Raw genomic sequence first — 15,673 nt, 5'->3', positions numbered from 1 at the left:
CTCTGCCACTACAGGCTCTGCAACTTCGCTGACCGCTACCGCTTCAGGCTCTGCTGGCGTGTGGGCAACTTCCGGCTCAACCGGCTCTGCCACCGCAGGCTCTGCGACTTTGCTGACCGCTACCGCTTCAGGCTCTGCTGGCGTGTGGGCGATTTCCGGCTCAACCGGTTCTGCAACCACAGGCTCCGCAACTGCTGGTTCAACGGGTTCAGCAACCGCTTCTGGCTGCGTTTGGACAACCTCGACCGGCTCTGACGCAGTAACTTCTGCCAGCGCGGCCTCGCGCTGCTCTTCAACAGGGTGATGTGCCTCAGCGTCCTGTGCTACTTCGGCTTGTTCTGGTGCCTGCTGCTCCGCAGCCGGTTGCTCTTTCTCTTCTTTGCCAAAGCCCAGCCAGGAAAAAAAGCCACGTTTTTTTTCTTTTGCCATTGTGTGACCACACTCCTCGATGGCTCAGTCCCGCCCGCCTAACGCGCGGGATAATAATTCAATGTTTAACAGTGTCAGGTCATGCTCTGAATGACGAAAAATCACGCAATTACGTCACTTGCACGAACTCACAAGTCTAACACTTTCCAGCCCACGTACCACAGCACCCTTTTTTAACGTTTCTTCTATGCACAACGCCCGTTAAACTACGCAACAATTTATGACGAGTTGTGAGCACCATGAATAAAAAACCTCGCGGTACTGCTGGCGGCGCCGGGCAGATCCGTATTATTGGCGGCCAGTGGCGAGGCCGAAAATTACCGGTTCCAGACAGCGCAGGCCTGCGCCCCACCACCGATCGCGTGCGTGAAACGCTGTTTAACTGGCTGGCCCCGGATATTCAGCAGGCACGCTGCCTTGACTGCTTTGCGGGCAGCGGTGCACTCGGACTGGAAGCGCTATCTCGTTACGCCGGAGAGACAACGCTGCTGGAACTGGAGCGTGCTGTCGCGCAACAACTGACACAAAACCTGAATACCTTAGGCGCAAAACACGCGCGCGTTATTCAGACCAATACGTTGCAGTGGCTGGCACAGCCGGGTGAACCCTATGACGTGGTGTTTCTCGATCCGCCGTTCCGCAAGGGCCTGTTAGAAGAAACCATTAGTCTGCTGGAAAATAATGGCTGGCTGTCCGCTAACGCCCTGATTTATGTCGAAAGTGAAGTTGAACAGGGAACCCTCCTTGTTCCTGTTACCTGGCAGCTGCACCGCGAAAAAATCGCCGGGCAGGTTGCCTATCGCCTCTATCATCGCCAACAGGAGACGCATGATGTTGCTTAATTTGGGACGCCTGTTGATGCTGTGCGTCTGGCTGTTTTTGTTATCGAACGTGGTACATCCATTTCCGAAGCCGCTGACGTACTTTGTTAACGTCGCGCTGTTCTTCATGATTATCATGCATATGTTGCAGCTTGCGCTGTTGCGCTCGACACAACCGAAAGACGCGCCACCGTTAAGCCGCATCACTCAGGCGAAAATTTTCGTGTTTGGCGTATTCGAACTGCTCGCCTGGCAGAAAAAAACGTTCCCGCCACGCAAAAAGTAATCTCCCGGCCTTCCCTGCCAGGGAAGGCCTTGTTAATACAAGACTAAATCACTTTTGATGCCAGCCTCGCCCTTATCTCGCGCAACACGAAATTCACCTCCTGTCGGAACGTCATTCAGCCTGATACCCACCGCACCTTCCAGCTCGGCCAGACCCGGCACCCCCTGATAGCGGTTACTGTATTTGTGATCAACCAGCGCAACCCATTTCCCCACCACGGGTTCATGGCTATCAATCACGTGCGAAGCAAACCAGAGAAAGTTTTTCTGTCGTAGCGCCGGTGCCGGATTATGAACCCCTTGCGTGTAATAACTTGCCGCGCAGTCGAGCGCGACCACGCGTATCCCACGCCGCCTCGCCTGTTTAATCAGACGTTCAAAGCTATAATCCGTGTTCAGCGGACGATCAAGCTGTTGCAGAAAAGCTTTAAGCGGCCCAGACATCTGCCCTTTAAGGTGAAAATCATCCAGATAACGCTGGTGCATATCCGCTTGCAGTTGATCCAGGTAGAGCGTGGTAACACCGGACTTTTTTAACGCAGGTAAATGATCAAGCAGAAACCTTCTGCCGGTTGCCATCAGCGGCTTTTCGCCTAACACCATACCGGGGGAAGCCGCATAAGTTTGCGCGATCACATCTTGTACGGTGGCCATCTCACTGGGATTAGGGATTGGCCGCGTCAGTGCCGTGGGGGAATACTCAAAATACGCCTGCGCCTGTTTGGTTAATGCCACCCGTAGCCGGTTAAATTTAATCAGCGCAGGGGCAGGACTGAAATGATCGTCATTGAGGGCATCGTCCAGCCTGAGCTTGCTGGCAAACTCGGCACGCAGTGATTTAGGTAACAGGAAAACGTCATATAAAGCGGCACTCTCACTTCTCTTCACCGCCCGGTAACGCCCTACGGTACTCCCACCGCCGCGTAACACGATATCCTGAACCAGGCCCTCTTTACTCACGATGGCCGATTTCCCCAAAGACTTCGCCTGGGCCGGTGGATGACCACCCAACGAGTAAACTTTAAAACTCCCGTCACTCTCTGGGGTGCTTTTGATGTACTCATCGCGGGCAATCTGCCGGTAGACTTCACCATCAACCGTGACAGAGAGCGATACCCTTTTTGTCGCGATACCGTTTTTAGCCACCACAGCTGAGGGGGACTTTTCCGCGCCTCCCGCTTTTAGCAGCCCGATAAATAGCAGTGTCATTAAAGTATCAGCAGTGAGCTGTGATTCCGCAGTCGCGCGCTGCGCCTGAGTATCTGCCGCTACCGCCTGATGGAGCTGTATCCCCTCCTGAGCGACGAACGCCACTGCCGCAATACCACTCAGTGGGCCGCCTATTGCGCCAGCGATAGGACCAAAAATCTCATTGGCCGTGGCTAAGTAGCTGCGCCATAGCTCGGTTTCTACCTCAGCATCAGAAGTGATTAAGGTGTCTGCATCACTGATCCCACGCAGTCGTGTCTGCTCGGCTTGCCAGGCAAAAATATCGCCGGTGACAGGTTTATTCAGGGTGTTGATGGCACTGGTGGCCCATTCGCCTGCCGCTAGCTTCTTCAAACCATTGCGGACGCCGGTGTAAAAAGATCCATCTTGCAGATGGTAAAGCGAGAAGTATTTTTCCAGCGCCCGTCGGCTTTCATCCTGTTGCGCTTGCTCCAGCACCCACTGCTTCAACGCTTTTTCACTGCTAAATTCATGAAACGGATTTTTTTCTCCCGGCAGATAAAGAATTTTGCAAGCTACTCCGGGAGAGGAGAAACGCAGGATCTGCGATGAGGGATAGCCATTAATATCCAGCGTTTTCACTTTCACTCTGGCCGCTGGTGATTGCGGACGATCAAGTTGTGCAACCGTGACCGCACTCTTCGCGGTAATCGCGGGCGCTGCCGCCGACATCACCAGCTCAAACCCCTGTTGCGACAAGCCGCCTCCCGCACTGGCATCACTGAGTGCCAGGCGCGCCTGGGCAATAAATTCCCCCCTGGCCGCCATACACCAGCTGTTGCGGTGCGCCGTCCAAAAAGCCGCCTGCTCCCAGGTTACTTGCGTCTGAAAATCCAGTTGCCAGATATCTTCCCGCAGCTGTGAAGCCAGATAGCGCACCTCATTTTCAGTCCCGAAATGGCTGGCACTGCTGTTGCTGCTGTAGATGCCTGCTTGTGCATCCACATCATCAGCCAGCGCAAGCTGCCATGAAGCGTTGAAGTTTTTGAGCACCGCTTCGGTCAACGTCAGGGAATTCACTGGCTGATGCTGATACTCCCAGCCATTAAAGGTTTGGTGAGAGCTGCTACGCCGATCAAAAAAATGTAGCCAGGTGTTATCGGGATCAAGCTGTAGGCCACTGCGTTGGTAGATTTTCGCTTTAATGAGCTTACTGGCCAGGCCGTTGATGTCTTCCAGTTTACGCAAGGCTGCATGGGTCAGCGTGAGGAAGCGAGTACGCTCTTCATTCGCCTTACGAGGCCAGCCGCTCAGCGGCGTGATGTGCGGTCTGACGGTTGTAGGTATCGCCAGCGCTGGCAAAGTGCTCATGAAAACGGGGGGGCTGTAGGAAACAATTTTACTCATATTACATCCTGTCACTGTATGAAGGTGACAGTAGGTCTTGTGCTTGTTTAGAGAGTTCGGGACGGGAATCGCGTAGGGAGATCGGGTTTGATTTATATCAATACTCGGTTAAAAATCCCCTTCTGGCAGCGCGTTTTGTATTCAGAGTTAACCCTTTGTCATACCAGGCCAGGTTAACTTACACTGAACCCGATACATTGGGATATTTCATCACCTGAAAAGGAAGTAGAGATGCTTTGGTCGTTCCTGGCAGTACTTTTTTCCGGTTGGCTGTATGTCGATGCCTGCTATCGAGGTCCTCAGTGGCAGCGCTGGCTGTTCAAACCTGTCACCTTGCTGCTGCTGGTCGCCTGGGCCTGGCAGGCTCCCACGCTGAATACCACCGATTATCTGATTTTAGCCGGTCTGGTTGCGACGCTCGTGGGGGATGCACTGACGTTGTTGCCGCGTCAGCAAATGCTGTATGCGTTGGGGGCGTTTTTCCTTTCCAGCCTGCTGTATACCATCAGCTTTGCCACCAACATGACGCTGAGTTTTTTCTGGCCGATTCCGCTGGCGTTACTGATCATTGGCGCAATCACCCTCGCGATTATCTGGAGCAGGCTGGAAGAGCTGCGCTGGCCAGTCTTTACCTTAATCGGTATGACACTGGTGATGTGCTGGATTGCCACCGAGCAGTACTTCTTCCGCCCAAATGATTACAGCTTCTCTATCATGTTGGGTGCTGCACTGTTGCTGCTGGCGAATATCATCGGCTTTATCACGCACTATCGCCGTCGCTTCCGTGCAGACAGCGCCATCATCGCGGCCTGTTATTTCGCCGGTCACTTCATGATTGTGCGCGCACTCTGGCTCTATTAAGGCGTAAAGCGTCCGGGCATCACGCCTGCCCCTTACGAATCAGGAACTGGTACGGCAAAGTGTCTGTCTGCTGCGCCACCAGTTCGTGATCCATAAAACGGCAGAAGCCTGGAATATCACGCACTGTCGCCGGGTCATCAGCAACAATCAGTAAGGTTTCCCCCGCCTGCAAGCCGCGTACGGCTTTGCGCACCATCATGACCGGCTCCGGGCAGCGTAGCCCGAGCGCGTCCAGCGTATGTTCAGCGGACGTAAATACGTTGTTCATGGTTCACTCACTTCTTCAATCGGGCGGTTATTCTACCCCGTCCCATCGCAGGCGCAAGACGACAACGTTTGCGTTAAAATTAATCATTGCTTTAGCCGCACAAAACGCTACTATGCGGCCGTTTTGTCTGTTTAACCGCCACAGTGATACTGCGGCAATGGGTTCCCTCACCCCACCACTAAAAAGGCTAATTATGCTGCAATTCTCCGCTCTCCAGCGGCGCCATGCTCTTGTCTGGCTTTCGCTGTTTCATCTACTGGTGATCACTTCCAGTAACTATCTGGTCCAACTGCCGGTCTCGGTTTTCGGCTTTACCACCACCTGGGGCGCGTTCAGTTTCCCGTTTATTTTTCTTGCGACCGATCTGACGGTGCGAATTTTCGGTGCCCCGCTGGCCCGCCGTATTATTTTGGCGGTGATGATCCCAGCGCTGGTGATCTCCTACGGCGTCTCCAGTCTGTTCTATCAGGGTGAATGGCAGGGATGGCACGCACTGGATAATGTGAATCTGTTTGTCGCACGCATCGCCAGCGCCAGCTTCATGGCTTATGCGTTAGGCCAGATTCTTGACGTGCACGTGTTTAACCGCCTACGTCGTCTCTCGCAGTGGTGGATTGCACCTGCGGCGGCGATGTTCCTCGGCAACATCAGTGATACGCTGGCGTTCTTCTTTATCGCTTTCTATAAAAGCACCGATGCTTTTATGGCACAGCACTGGGTTGAGATCGCACTGGTGGATTACTGCTTCAAAGTGCTTATCTGTATGATTTTCTTCTTGCCTGCCTACGGTGTGTTACTCAACGCGGCGCTGAAACGGCTGGCGGAAGGCACCCGTCCCCAGCAGTTGAATTTAGGCTAACCGGTAATAGCCGAACCGAAACAGGCAAGCTAAGATCTGCTGACAATCGTCAGGTTGCTTTTACTGCCTGATTCGGATTGGATATCAGCCTGAATGGCCTAAATAACAAGGGAATCGGATGCGCAACCTTATCAAATATGCGGGAATTGGCTTACTGGTTGTAGGCCTTGCAGCCTGCGATCAGAAAAAAGATGACGCAACAGCTGGCAGCGGCACTAACGTAAGCCAGTCAACGCAGAACGTCTCACTGCTGGATGGCAAACTGAGTTTCGCTCTGCCTGCGGGCATGTCAGATAAAAGCGGCAAGCTGGGGACTGCATCTTCCAATATGCATGTGTATGCCGATGCAACCGGGCAACGGGCAATTATCGTGATTGCCGGTGAACCGACCGACGAATCGCTGGATACGCTGGCACAGCGTATGGAACAGCAGCAGCGTAGCCGCGATCCGCAGCTGCAGGTGGTTTCAGACCGTGCAGTCACCTTGCAGGATCAGCAAGCTCAGCAGTTGGATAGCATCATTTCAGCCAACAACCAGACTTCATGGTCAACGGTGCTGCTGGCAAAAGTCGACGGTAAATTACTGACGATGCAGATTACGCTGCCAGGGGATAATCAGCAGCAAGCGCAAAGCGATGCTGATGGGATTGTGAAGAGCATTACCCTCAAATAATTCCCTCACCCCAACCCTCTCCCGCCCGCGGGTGAGGGTTGGGTTAAACGCGCTTACAGACCGGTATTATCGCGAATGTACTTACGCGCTTTCACCGCATACTCAAACGGATTCGCCAGAGCGGGATCTTGTTCGGCTTCTACCACCATCCAGCCTTTGTAGCCGAAATCATCCAGGATTTTAAACACCGGACGGAAATCGATCACGCCATCACCGGGAACGGTAAAGGTGCCTTTCTTCACACCATCAAGGAAGGAGAGATGATTCGCGCGCACCTCAGCCACCACCTCATCACGCACATCTTTCAGATGCACATGGAAAATACGTGGCAGATATTTAGTCAGCACATCGAGCATCGCCTGCTGAGAGCCTTCGGAATAGTAGATATGTCCGGTGTCGTACAGTAGACCAACATTCAGATTGGTCGATTCCATAAAGCGGTCAATCTCTGCCGGGGTCTGAATCGCCGTGCCCATGTGGTGATGCAGTGAGACGCGCATCCCTTTTTTGGCTGCGATATCTGCGAGTTCGTTATAGCCTTCCACCGTTAAGCGCCACTCTTCTTCGGTAAAGATCGGCTTCTTGTCCAGCACGGCTAACGTGGTGCCCTGAATACTCTTGCTCTGCTCAGAACAACCAATCACCCGCGCGCCCATGGCATGCAGGAAATTCATATGCGTGGTGAAGTCCTCAATGGTCTTCTCACGCTCGCCATCAGCAAAGTAAGTGCTGAACCAAGCATTGCAGATCTGAATCCCGCGAATATCCAGGTACGGCTTCAGCACCGCAGGATCGCGCGGATACTTGCCGCCGACTTCACTACCGGTAAAACCTGCCAGCGCCATTTCACTTACGGTTTGCTGAAAGGTATTTTCACTGCCCAACTCTGGCATGTCATCGTTGGTCCAGCCAATTGGCGCAATCGCCAGCTTCACGTTCTCTTTGTTCATCTTTATCATCCCGACTGACAGCTGAGGGCGGCGCTGGCCGCCCGAGAGGAAAACCTGGTAGTGACTTACTTCTTATCGTAGAACGCTGGACGTGGTGGCATTTCAATCGCTTCAATCGCACCGCTGACCTGTGCTTTCAGGCAGGCGTCTGCGGCAACCGAAGCGGCGAAGCCATCCCACGCGGAAGGACCGGTCAGCGCATCCGCTTTCACATCATTAATAAATGCTTGCAACTCAACGTCATAAGCACCGATAAAGCGGTCTTTCCAGTCGGTCAGAATTGGCGTTGCCAGCTGTGCGGCTTTACGCGTCTGAACGGCTGAAGGCTCCGGCAGACGGGCAATGCCCAGCTCGCCAACCACTTCACACTGAATGTCGTAGCCGTAAACGCAGTTAACGAAGATCTCAACGTCAATGCGTACGCCTTTTTGCGTTTCGAACAGCACAATTTGCGGATCTTTCAGCTTCGCATGGCTCTTCGACGTCACACGTGGGAACACCACTTGCACCGTCTTATAATCATCGTTGGTCAGCCAACGCAGCACATCCAGCTCGTGAATCAGCGTATTGGTAATTGCCGCTGGTGTGTCGTAGCTCTCAGGAACGGTAGGGTTACGGTGGGCGCAGTGCAGCATCAGCGGCTCGCCGATATCGCCATCGGTGATGACTTTTTTCAACGCGCGGTAGCCTGCATCGTAAGGGCGCATGAAGCCAACCTGCACCAGACGTTTACCGTGTTTGATCTCTGCATCCACCACGCGGCGGCAGCCTTCCGCCGTCATCGCCAGCGGTTTTTCGCAGAACACATATTTACCCGCCGCGACCGCAGCCAGGGTGAAATCTTCGTGTGTTGGGTCCCATGAGGTGACCAGAATCGCGTCAACGTTGGGAGACTTAATCACGTCATGACCATCAGAAAAGACTTCGGCTTCGATGTTCAAACGTTGCAGTGCCGCTTTCGCCCCTTCGACATTGATGTCAGAAACGGCAACCACTTTGGCCCCTTGCAGGACGTTGTTACAACGGCGGATATGTTCCTGGCCAATAGCCCCGGTTCCGATAACACCCAGTTTTAAAGTCATAATTACACCTGTAGGATTTGAAGAAAAAATTTAAAAAGGCTGGCAATCACCAGCCTGGAATTGATACGACTTAGTACTTACGGGCCTCTTCCAGTTTGGCATTCAGCCCATCTGCCACTTCCTGCACACGATCGCTGGTCGATGCCTGAGCCACGCCCACATGCCACCAGCTGAAGTACTTGTGAACCATGGTTTTTGGCAGCACTTTGATATCGATCAGGGTGGATACGGTTTGCTTCTGCGCATCTGCCAACGCGGCTTGCAGCTCATCCAGCGTGGTCACGCGATAGGTTTTACAGCCATAACCGGCAGCAATCGCGGCGAAATCCACCGGAATAAAGCCACCATCCAGCTTGCCACCTTCACTGTTACGGAAGCGGAACTCGGTGGTGAAGCTGTTGGAACCATGCTCCATTTGCAGGTTGTTGATACAACCATTGGTCATGTTATCCAGCAGGATGACGTTGATTTTGGCGTGTTCCTGAATAGACGTGACCAGCTCGGAGTGCAGCATCATGAACGAGCCATCACCCACCAGCGCGTAGACTTCACGCTGCGGCTCTGCCAGCTTCGCGCCCAGGGCAGCATTCACTTCGTACCCCATGCAGGAGTAGCCATATTCAACGTGGTACGAGTTGTAATCTTTGGTGCGCCACACGCGTTGCAGATCGCCCGGCAAGCTGCCCGCTGCCGCCACAATCACTGCATCCTTTGGGAGCTGCTCATTCAGCGTACCCAGTACGCGGCTCTGCGTCAGAACGGACTGCGTCAGACGATGGAATTCACTGAACACCGCTTCACGGTCGATATGGTCAGCAATTTCCGGGATAAAGCCTTCGCTGTACTCCACGGCGTAAACACGCTGTGTCTCTTTTAACAGTTTGATTTGCGCCTGCTCAATCTGGCTGCCCCAGTGGCTCTCAAAGCCTTTGGCAGCAAGACGTTCGGTCAGCGCGGTCAGGCCTTCACGGGCATCGGCCAGCAGTTGCACGCCATCCAGCTTGTAGCTATCGAAGCTGCTAACGTTAATGTTCAGGTAGCTGACTTCATCGTTTTGGAAAATCCATTTCGATGCAGTGGTGAAATCGGTGTAACGCGTGCCGACGCCAATCACCAGATCGGCCTCTTTCGCCAACAGGTTTGCGGCCAGGCAGCCGGTTTCACCCACGCCGCCCACATTCAGTGGATGGTCTGAGGGGATGGTGCCCTTACCGGCCTGCGTTTCCGCAAACGGGATTTGATAACGTTCAGCGAACTGCAACAGCGCCGCACCGGCTTCGGAATACTTCACGCCGCCGCCTAATACGATCAGCGGTTTGCGTTTACCCGCGATCAACGTCAGGGCGTCTTGCAGCTGCGCTTCCGTTGGCAGACGACGATCCAGACGGTGAACGCGTTTCTGGAAGAAATATTCCGGGAAATCCCAGGCTTCGCCCTGCACATCCTGCGGCAGTGCAATGGTCACCGCGCCAGTTTCCGCCGGATCGGTCAGTACGCGCATGGCATTGATACAGGCGGTCATCAGCTGTTCTGGACGACTGACGCGGTCCCAGTATTTGCTCACGGCACGGAAGGCATCGTTGGTGCTGATGCTGAGGTCATAGCTTTGTTCGATCTGTTGCAACACCGGATCGGGCTGGCGTGTGGCGAACACATCGCCTGGCAGCAGCAGTAATGGAATGCGGTTGGCCGTAGCGGTTGCCGCTGCGGTGATCATGTTCGCGGCACCCGGCCCTACAGAAGAGGAACACGCGATGATCTGACGACGCAGAGACTGTTTCGCAAAACCAATCGCGGCATGCGCCATGCCCTGTTCGTTACGGCCCTGGTGCACAACCAGGTCACCGCTGTCTTGCTCCAGCGCCTGACCCAGGCCCAGCACGTTGCCATGACCAAAGATAGCGAAGATCCCTTTAACAAACTTCGTTTCAACGCCGTCAACATTAATGTATTGATTATTCAGGAACTTAACCAGTGCCTGTGCGGTGCTCAATCTTACTGTGCCCATTAGCTCTTCCTTTACATGCTGGTACCTGGTGGCAAGGTACAACGCGGTTGACGAAGTGAAACGCCGTGCGGCGACCGCGAATTAAGTGAAACGTGAGGCGATTATAAACAAATATTTTTTTCATAAAACACAATTACAGAAGAAACATTTCATTTTGCGAGAGAGATCAAATTTAGGATTGAAACGGGAGGAACAGCCTGTTGGCGGGTGGTAAAACTGGAACGAGTTTTGAAGGCATCAGGTAAAAACGAAATTTCGTTTCATATCGCTATCTTGCCTGTCACATGGGGGTTTTCCTGAGATCTGACTCACAACCCAGGCATAGAGGGAATCATCCAGGTAAAAAATCTGGATTGCGGTGAGGTTGGATTATTTTACCTGGCTCACAAAATGGTGATGGATGTTTCATTTCATATTGAAATTGGAATTTTTGTTCCCCATACTGTCCACATCGTCACTCAGGCACCCTGAGATCCCGGAAGCAAAGGCCCCTGCCCTGCTGTTGGGCCTGTAGTGTCTGCATATTACAGAAGGAAAGCACAGGTATGAGTACACAGAACAAACAGCTTGATGTGATCTGTATTGGTCGCGTCGCCGTTGATTTCTATGGTCAACAGATTGGCGCCCGACTGGAAGACACCAGCTCGTTTGCCAAATATCTTGGTGGTTCCTCCGGGAACGTCGCCTACGGTACGGCTATCCAGGGGTTAAAATCAGCGATGCTGGCCCGTGTGGGAGACGAACACAATGGCCGTTTCCTGCGTGAGGAGCTGCAACGCGCAGGCTGCAACACCGACTTCCTTATCACCGATAAACATCGCCTGACGGGCATGGTGATCCTCGGCATTAAAGATGAAGACACTTTCCCGCTGATCTTCTACCGCGATAACTGCGCCGATATGGGCCTGGTGCCAGAAGACATCGACGAAGCGTTTATTCAGTCTTCTCGTGCGGTTGCCGTGACCGGTACTCACCTGTCGAACCCACAGACCCGTGCAGCTGTGCTGAAAGCGCTGGATATTGCGAAGAAAAATGGTCTGCGCACTGCGCTGGATATCGACTACCGTCCGGTGCTGTGGGGCTTAACCTCGCTGGGCGATGGTGAAACACGTTTCATTGAATCTTCACAGGTGACCCAGTCGCTGAATGAAGTGGTGCATTTCTTCGACTTAATCGTGGGTACAGAAGAAGAGTTCCATATTGCCGGTGGCAGCACCGATACGCTTACCGCGCTGAAAAATGTGCGCAAAGCCAGCAACGCGACGCTGGTGTGCAAACGCGGTGCGCTGGGCTGCGTGGTGTTTGAAGGGGAAATCCCGAATAGCTGGGATGAAACCAAACTGCACAGCGGCGAGCGCGTTGAGGTACTGAACGTACTGGGCGCAGGCGATGCCTTTATGTCTGGTTTACTGCGTGGCTGGCTGAATGATGAAGGCTGGGACCAGGCTTGCCGTTATGCCAATGCCTGCGGTGCGCTGGTGGTTTCACGCCACGGCTGCGCTCCGGCGATGCCAACCAAAGAAGAGCTGGATGATTTCCTTGGCCGCCGTGATGCGGTGAAGCGACCGGATCTCGATGCACGCCTGTCGCACCTGCACCGCGTAACCACGCGCAAGCAAGAGTGGCCGGAACTGAATATCTTTGCTTTTGACCATCGTAAGCAGTTAGCCGATATGGCAAGAGAAGCAGGTGTGGATGAGAATCTGATCCCGCAGCTGAAAGTATTGCTGCTGAAAGGGGCAGAAGAAGCGGCGACCGAAGCGGGCCTCGACGGCAAGAGCGGTATCCTCGCAGATACCACTTACGGCCAGAAAGCGCTGAACGCAATCACCGGTAAAGGCTGGTGGATTGGTCGCCCAATTGAGCTGCCAAGCTCACGCCCACTCCGTCTGGAGCACGGCAACATCGGCTCACAGCTGGTGGACTGGCCGCTGGAACACGTCGTGAAATGCCTGGTGTTTTACCACCCGCACGACAGCGCCGAACTGCGTCAGGAGCAGGATGAACTGTTACTCGACGTCTGGAAAGGCTGTAACAAGAGCGGACATGAATTGCTGCTGGAAGTGATCCTGCCGGAGAGCAATCCAGACCGTAACGAAGCCTATTACGAAGAGATGCTGACCCACTTCTACGGCCTTGGCATTCAGCCAGACTGGTGGAAACTGCCACCGCTGTCTGCAACCGCCTGGCAGGGTATTAGCCGCTTGATCGAGAAAAACGATCCCCACTGCCGTGGCATCCTGCTGCTGGGCCTGGACGCCCCCGAAGCCGAGCTGAAAACCGGTTTTGCCGCTGCCGCTCAGTCACCGTGGGTGAAAGGATTCGCGGTAGGACGCACCATTTTCGGCCAGCCTTCACGTCAGTGGCTGAATGGCGAACTGAACGATGCCGAACTCATTGAAACCGTTAAAGGCAACTATCTGCGCCTGATTGGTTACTGGCGCGAAGCACGCGGTTAAGTTCGTCATCCCCCACTCAGGCTGCACCTACCGTGCGGCCTGAGTGTTTTTTTATGTGCAAATCTTGCAGTCAGGTTTGCGTAGATAAATGAAACAGAAACATCAATGCATTTCCCTGCAAGCTGCCTTCATTAAGACCCATTTTGTGAGACGTTTCATAAACTGGTGAAATAAAAGCCACTTTAGCCGCAATGAAATGAAATTTTCCATCCATCTGTTACTATAACGGTCATATTCCAGTCACACTCTCGTGGGCAAGCTCAGATGACCAACCCAACTCAACTCTCACTGCTGCAGGACGATATCCGTCGTCGCTATGAAACGCTCAGCAAGCGCCTTAAGCAGGTGGCGCGCTACATTCTTGATAACAGCAATAGCATCGCTTTCGATACGGTTGCCTCAATTGCTCAGCAGGCTGATGTTCCGCCATCAACGCTGATCCGTTTTGCCAATGCCTTTGGCTTCAGCGGTTTCAATGAGATGAAGCAGGTTTTCCGTCAGCACCTGATGGAAGAGACGGTGAACTACACCGAACGTGCGCGTCTGTTCCGCCAGACAGCGACTGACGATAGCGCAACCTCGCCTGAGAACCCGGCAGATATCCTCAACGTGTTCACGATGGTCAACAGCCAGGCATTGCAGCAGTTAGCGATGCAGATCAGCCCAGACCAGCTGAATAAAGCCGTGGAGATGCTCGGTAAGGCAGAGAACATTTATGTGATTGGCCTGCGCCGCTCATTCAGCGTTGCGTCTTATCTGGTCTATGCCCTGCGCCACCTCGAACGCCGCGCCTTCCTGATTGATGGCCTCGGCGGGATGTTCACAGAGCAGCTGAGCCTGGTCAGCCCGAAAGACGTGGTGATCGCGATTAGTTACTCGCCGTATGCCAACGAAGCCGTTGAGCTGGTTCAGCTGGGCGCTCGCCGCGGCGCGCATCAGATTGCCATCACCGACAGCCAGGTCAGCCCATTGGCCGCTTTCAGCGATGTCTGCTTCGTCGTGCGTGAAGCGCAGGTGGATGGTTTCCGCTCTCAGGTGGCCTCACTGTGTCTGGCACAGACGCTGGCCGTGTCTCTGGCGCTGAACAACGCTGATGCTCCAACGCTGACAGTGCAGTAAACGCAAATCGCCAGGATGCACGCTTTGCGTGCGTTCTGCGGTTTTTTGCGGAGTGGATGCTGTCCGCGTCGTAGTACCGGAACCCGTACTAGCCATTTTTCTTTGAGCCGTGTGAGGGGGGCGTATTATTTCCACCTCTGGCTTTCGCTTTTATCCAGTCAACAAACGGCATGTTTCTTGCTGTTTGTTTAGCACTAGTTGCTCTGCAAGACTTCCACCCCAACAGATCCGCCCAGTTAACCGGATCCGGCGCATACGCATATCTATTCAGTCAAACTTAGTGGATTGAAAGAAAGCTAAATAGTTAAAAAGCCGAGGGGTCTAATTCCATCTCGGCTATTTAAGTTATGGTAATTTTATTTCAGAAAATATCACTCCAATTTCCTTTACATACTTCCTAGGTCCGGGAATCCGAATTTTTGTTACATACTCGAGCAAATCAATCGGTCTTTTCGATAATAAATAATATTCAATCAGATGACCAATAGGGAAGTTTATCTTTGGCGCTAGGTTAATGATATTATCTTTCCCTCCATTAGCTTCTCTATAAGTAACTTGTTTTTTTATAATGTACTTTATTGATTCCGACCTACAATTTAATATAACCCAATTCAAATCATCAAAAGACAGTGAAGCATATTCCAGCCATTTTTCCATAAGATTAACAACCACATCATAAACCTTTGAATTTCTATCTATCTTTTCCGAAAGAGATTTATCTAAGTCGTTAAGAAAATCCACATAAATATCAGATCGCATAAATTCAATTAAGTTCATTTTAAAACCCCTTATAGTTTCCAATATTTTGTATTATTTCAAGTAACTCGCTACCTACATGCCTGTAGGGATCTTTAGCTGCATGTTCCCAAGGCGTAACTTTCTCAAGGTTATATGGAATATCAACGTGCTTACCATCACGTTGAGGCCAATAGCGATGGTTTAGTTCTAACGATACGTTTCTTATTCTTTCTTCACCCGTTCTAAAATGGAGTTCTTTAACTCGAATTCTTGGAGCAAGACCGAAGCGCATTCTTAACATATTCACTGGTGAATACATGCCCTTTGGTGCTGCTTTAGCTTCTGCTTTCCAGTAATCACGCCTTGCTGAATTCCAGCATTTAAGACCTAATGGATCGACCCAGTTAACTGGATCCGGCGCATACGCATACAGATTCAGACCACCCGCAAGCCCTATCGGATCCGGGCTGATAAAGTGCATGCTGTCCGCGTCGTAGTACCGGAACAGATTGTAGTGCAGCCCCGTTTCACGGTCCAGGTACTG

At 52.7% G+C, this 15,673-nt stretch carries 14 protein-coding genes and 1 pseudogene; 7 read left to right on the top strand and 8 right to left on the bottom strand.

Going from position 1 to position 15,673, the window contains the following annotated elements; translation table 11 throughout:
• Positions 1-429, bottom strand: a pseudogene (locus B880_RS0122290) (signal recognition particle-docking protein FtsY); the annotation flags it as partial.
• Between the two features lie 239 nt (positions 430-668).
• Here B880_RS0122290 and rsmD point away from each other — a divergent pair.
• Both rsmD and B880_RS0122280 read left to right on the top strand, forming a co-directional pair.
• On the top strand, positions 669-1,271 hold the full coding sequence (gene rsmD, locus B880_RS0122285) for a 16S rRNA (guanine(966)-N(2))-methyltransferase (RefSeq protein ID WP_017349684.1): 603 nt from the start codon (positions 669-671) through the stop codon (positions 1,269-1,271).
• The gene (locus tag B880_RS0122280) at positions 1,261-1,536 is read left to right on the top strand and encodes a DUF1145 family protein (protein ID WP_017349683.1); all 276 of its coding nucleotides are present in this window, start codon (positions 1,261-1,263) and stop codon (positions 1,534-1,536) included. Before rsmD ends, B880_RS0122280 begins: the two co-directional genes overlap by 11 nt.
• 32 nt (positions 1,537-1,568) lie before the next feature.
• Here B880_RS0122280 and B880_RS0122275 read toward each other — a convergent pair whose 3' ends face one another.
• Positions 1,569-4,112, bottom strand: a complete 2,544-nt coding sequence (locus B880_RS0122275; protein WP_017349682.1) for a membrane-targeted effector domain-containing toxin — start codon at positions 4,110-4,112, stop codon at positions 1,569-1,571.
• Between the two features lie 231 nt (positions 4,113-4,343).
• On the opposite strand from B880_RS0122275, the gene B880_RS0122270 reads away from it, so the two are divergent.
• Entirely contained in the window at positions 4,344-4,973 is a 630-nt protein-coding gene (locus B880_RS0122270) for a lysoplasmalogenase (protein WP_017349681.1), read from the top strand.
• A 19-nt stretch (positions 4,974-4,992) separates the two neighbouring features.
• On the opposite strand, the gene tusA is transcribed toward B880_RS0122270, so the two are convergent.
• The gene (tusA, locus tag B880_RS0122265; RefSeq protein WP_017349680.1) at positions 4,993-5,241 is read right to left on the bottom strand and encodes a sulfurtransferase TusA; all 249 of its coding nucleotides are present in this window, start codon (positions 5,239-5,241) and stop codon (positions 4,993-4,995) included.
• A gap of 193 nt (positions 5,242-5,434) precedes the next feature.
• Between tusA and B880_RS0122260 the strand changes: the two genes are divergently transcribed.
• Complete coding sequence (locus B880_RS0122260; protein ID WP_017349679.1) at positions 5,435-6,100, top strand: 7-cyano-7-deazaguanine/7-aminomethyl-7-deazaguanine transporter; 666 nt, start codon at positions 5,435-5,437, stop codon at positions 6,098-6,100.
• 118 nt (positions 6,101-6,218) lie between these two features.
• Positions 6,219-6,773 carry a DcrB family lipoprotein gene (locus tag B880_RS0122255; protein WP_017349678.1) on the top strand — a complete coding sequence of 185 codons (555 nt, stop codon included), beginning with the start codon at positions 6,219-6,221 and terminating at the stop codon, positions 6,771-6,773.
• A 53-nt stretch (positions 6,774-6,826) separates the two neighbouring features.
• On the opposite strand, the gene iolE is transcribed toward B880_RS0122255, so the two are convergent.
• The 3 genes from iolE to iolD all read right to left on the bottom strand — a co-directional run bounded on the left by iolE (position 6,827) and on the right by iolD (position 10,813).
• Positions 6,827-7,723: a myo-inosose-2 dehydratase gene (gene iolE, locus B880_RS0122250; RefSeq protein WP_017349677.1), complete on the bottom strand. Its 897-nt coding sequence runs from the start codon at positions 7,721-7,723 to the stop codon at positions 6,827-6,829.
• Positions 7,724-7,788: 65 nt separating this feature from the next.
• A complete protein-coding gene (locus B880_RS0122245) occupies positions 7,789-8,805 on the bottom strand; it encodes a Gfo/Idh/MocA family oxidoreductase (protein ID WP_017349676.1) in 1,017 nt (338 codons plus the stop codon).
• A 70-nt stretch (positions 8,806-8,875) separates the two neighbouring features.
• Positions 8,876-10,813: a 3D-(3,5/4)-trihydroxycyclohexane-1,2-dione acylhydrolase (decyclizing) gene (iolD, locus tag B880_RS0122240; RefSeq protein WP_017349675.1), complete on the bottom strand. Its 1,938-nt coding sequence runs from the start codon at positions 10,811-10,813 to the stop codon at positions 8,876-8,878.
• Positions 10,814-11,358: 545 nt separating this feature from the next.
• On the opposite strand from iolD, the gene B880_RS0122235 reads away from it, so the two are divergent.
• Together B880_RS0122235 and B880_RS0122225 are read left to right on the top strand one after the other, a co-directional pair.
• Positions 11,359-13,272 carry a bifunctional 5-dehydro-2-deoxygluconokinase/5-dehydro-2-deoxyphosphogluconate aldolase gene (locus B880_RS0122235; protein WP_017349674.1) on the top strand — a complete coding sequence of 638 codons (1,914 nt, stop codon included), beginning with the start codon at positions 11,359-11,361 and terminating at the stop codon, positions 13,270-13,272.
• A gap of 264 nt (positions 13,273-13,536) precedes the next feature.
• Entirely contained in the window at positions 13,537-14,391 is an 855-nt protein-coding gene (locus B880_RS0122225) for a MurR/RpiR family transcriptional regulator (RefSeq protein ID WP_017349672.1), read from the top strand.
• Between the two features lie 345 nt (positions 14,392-14,736).
• Here the strand turns inward: B880_RS0122225 and B880_RS27170 are convergent, their stop codons facing one another.
• Positions 14,737-15,168, bottom strand: a complete 432-nt coding sequence (locus B880_RS27170; RefSeq protein WP_017349671.1) for a hypothetical protein — start codon at positions 15,166-15,168, stop codon at positions 14,737-14,739.
• A 1-nt stretch (position 15,169) separates the two neighbouring features.
• The coding region (locus B880_RS0122215) for an RHS repeat-associated core domain-containing protein (RefSeq protein ID WP_017349670.1) at positions 15,170-15,673 on the bottom strand (504 nt) is incomplete at its 5' end.

This window comes from Pantoea sp. A4, assembly GCF_000295955.2.
Classification (GTDB): Bacteria; Pseudomonadota; Gammaproteobacteria; order Enterobacterales; family Enterobacteriaceae; genus Pantoea; species Pantoea multigeneris.
Note: the sequence above shows the minus strand (reverse complement) of the source record. Positions and strands in the feature narration are given on the sequence as shown.

Excerpts from the sequence above, each read along its gene's own strand:
- rsmD (WP_017349684.1), top strand. The coding sequence starts at position 669 with ATGAATAAAAAACCTCGCGGTACTGCTGGCGGCGCCGGGCAGATCCGT.
- B880_RS0122280 (WP_017349683.1), top strand. The coding sequence starts at position 1,261 with ATGTTGCTTAATTTGGGACGCCTGTTGATGCTGTGCGTCTGGCTGTTT.
- B880_RS0122275 (WP_017349682.1), bottom strand. The coding sequence starts at position 4,112 with ATGAGTAAAATTGTTTCCTACAGCCCCCCCGTTTTCATGAGCACTTTG.
- B880_RS0122270 (WP_017349681.1), top strand. The coding sequence starts at position 4,344 with ATGCTTTGGTCGTTCCTGGCAGTACTTTTTTCCGGTTGGCTGTATGTC.
- tusA (WP_017349680.1), bottom strand. The coding sequence starts at position 5,241 with ATGAACAACGTATTTACGTCCGCTGAACATACGCTGGACGCGCTCGGG.
- B880_RS0122260 (WP_017349679.1), top strand. The coding sequence starts at position 5,435 with ATGCTGCAATTCTCCGCTCTCCAGCGGCGCCATGCTCTTGTCTGGCTT.
- B880_RS0122255 (WP_017349678.1), top strand. The coding sequence starts at position 6,219 with ATGCGCAACCTTATCAAATATGCGGGAATTGGCTTACTGGTTGTAGGC.
- iolE (WP_017349677.1), bottom strand. The coding sequence starts at position 7,723 with ATGAACAAAGAGAACGTGAAGCTGGCGATTGCGCCAATTGGCTGGACC.
- B880_RS0122245 (WP_017349676.1), bottom strand. The coding sequence starts at position 8,805 with ATGACTTTAAAACTGGGTGTTATCGGAACCGGGGCTATTGGCCAGGAA.
- iolD (WP_017349675.1), bottom strand. The coding sequence starts at position 10,813 with ATGGGCACAGTAAGATTGAGCACCGCACAGGCACTGGTTAAGTTCCTG.
- B880_RS0122235 (WP_017349674.1), top strand. The coding sequence starts at position 11,359 with ATGAGTACACAGAACAAACAGCTTGATGTGATCTGTATTGGTCGCGTC.
- B880_RS0122225 (WP_017349672.1), top strand. The coding sequence starts at position 13,537 with ATGACCAACCCAACTCAACTCTCACTGCTGCAGGACGATATCCGTCGT.
- B880_RS27170 (WP_017349671.1), bottom strand. The coding sequence starts at position 15,168 with ATGAACTTAATTGAATTTATGCGATCTGATATTTATGTGGATTTTCTT.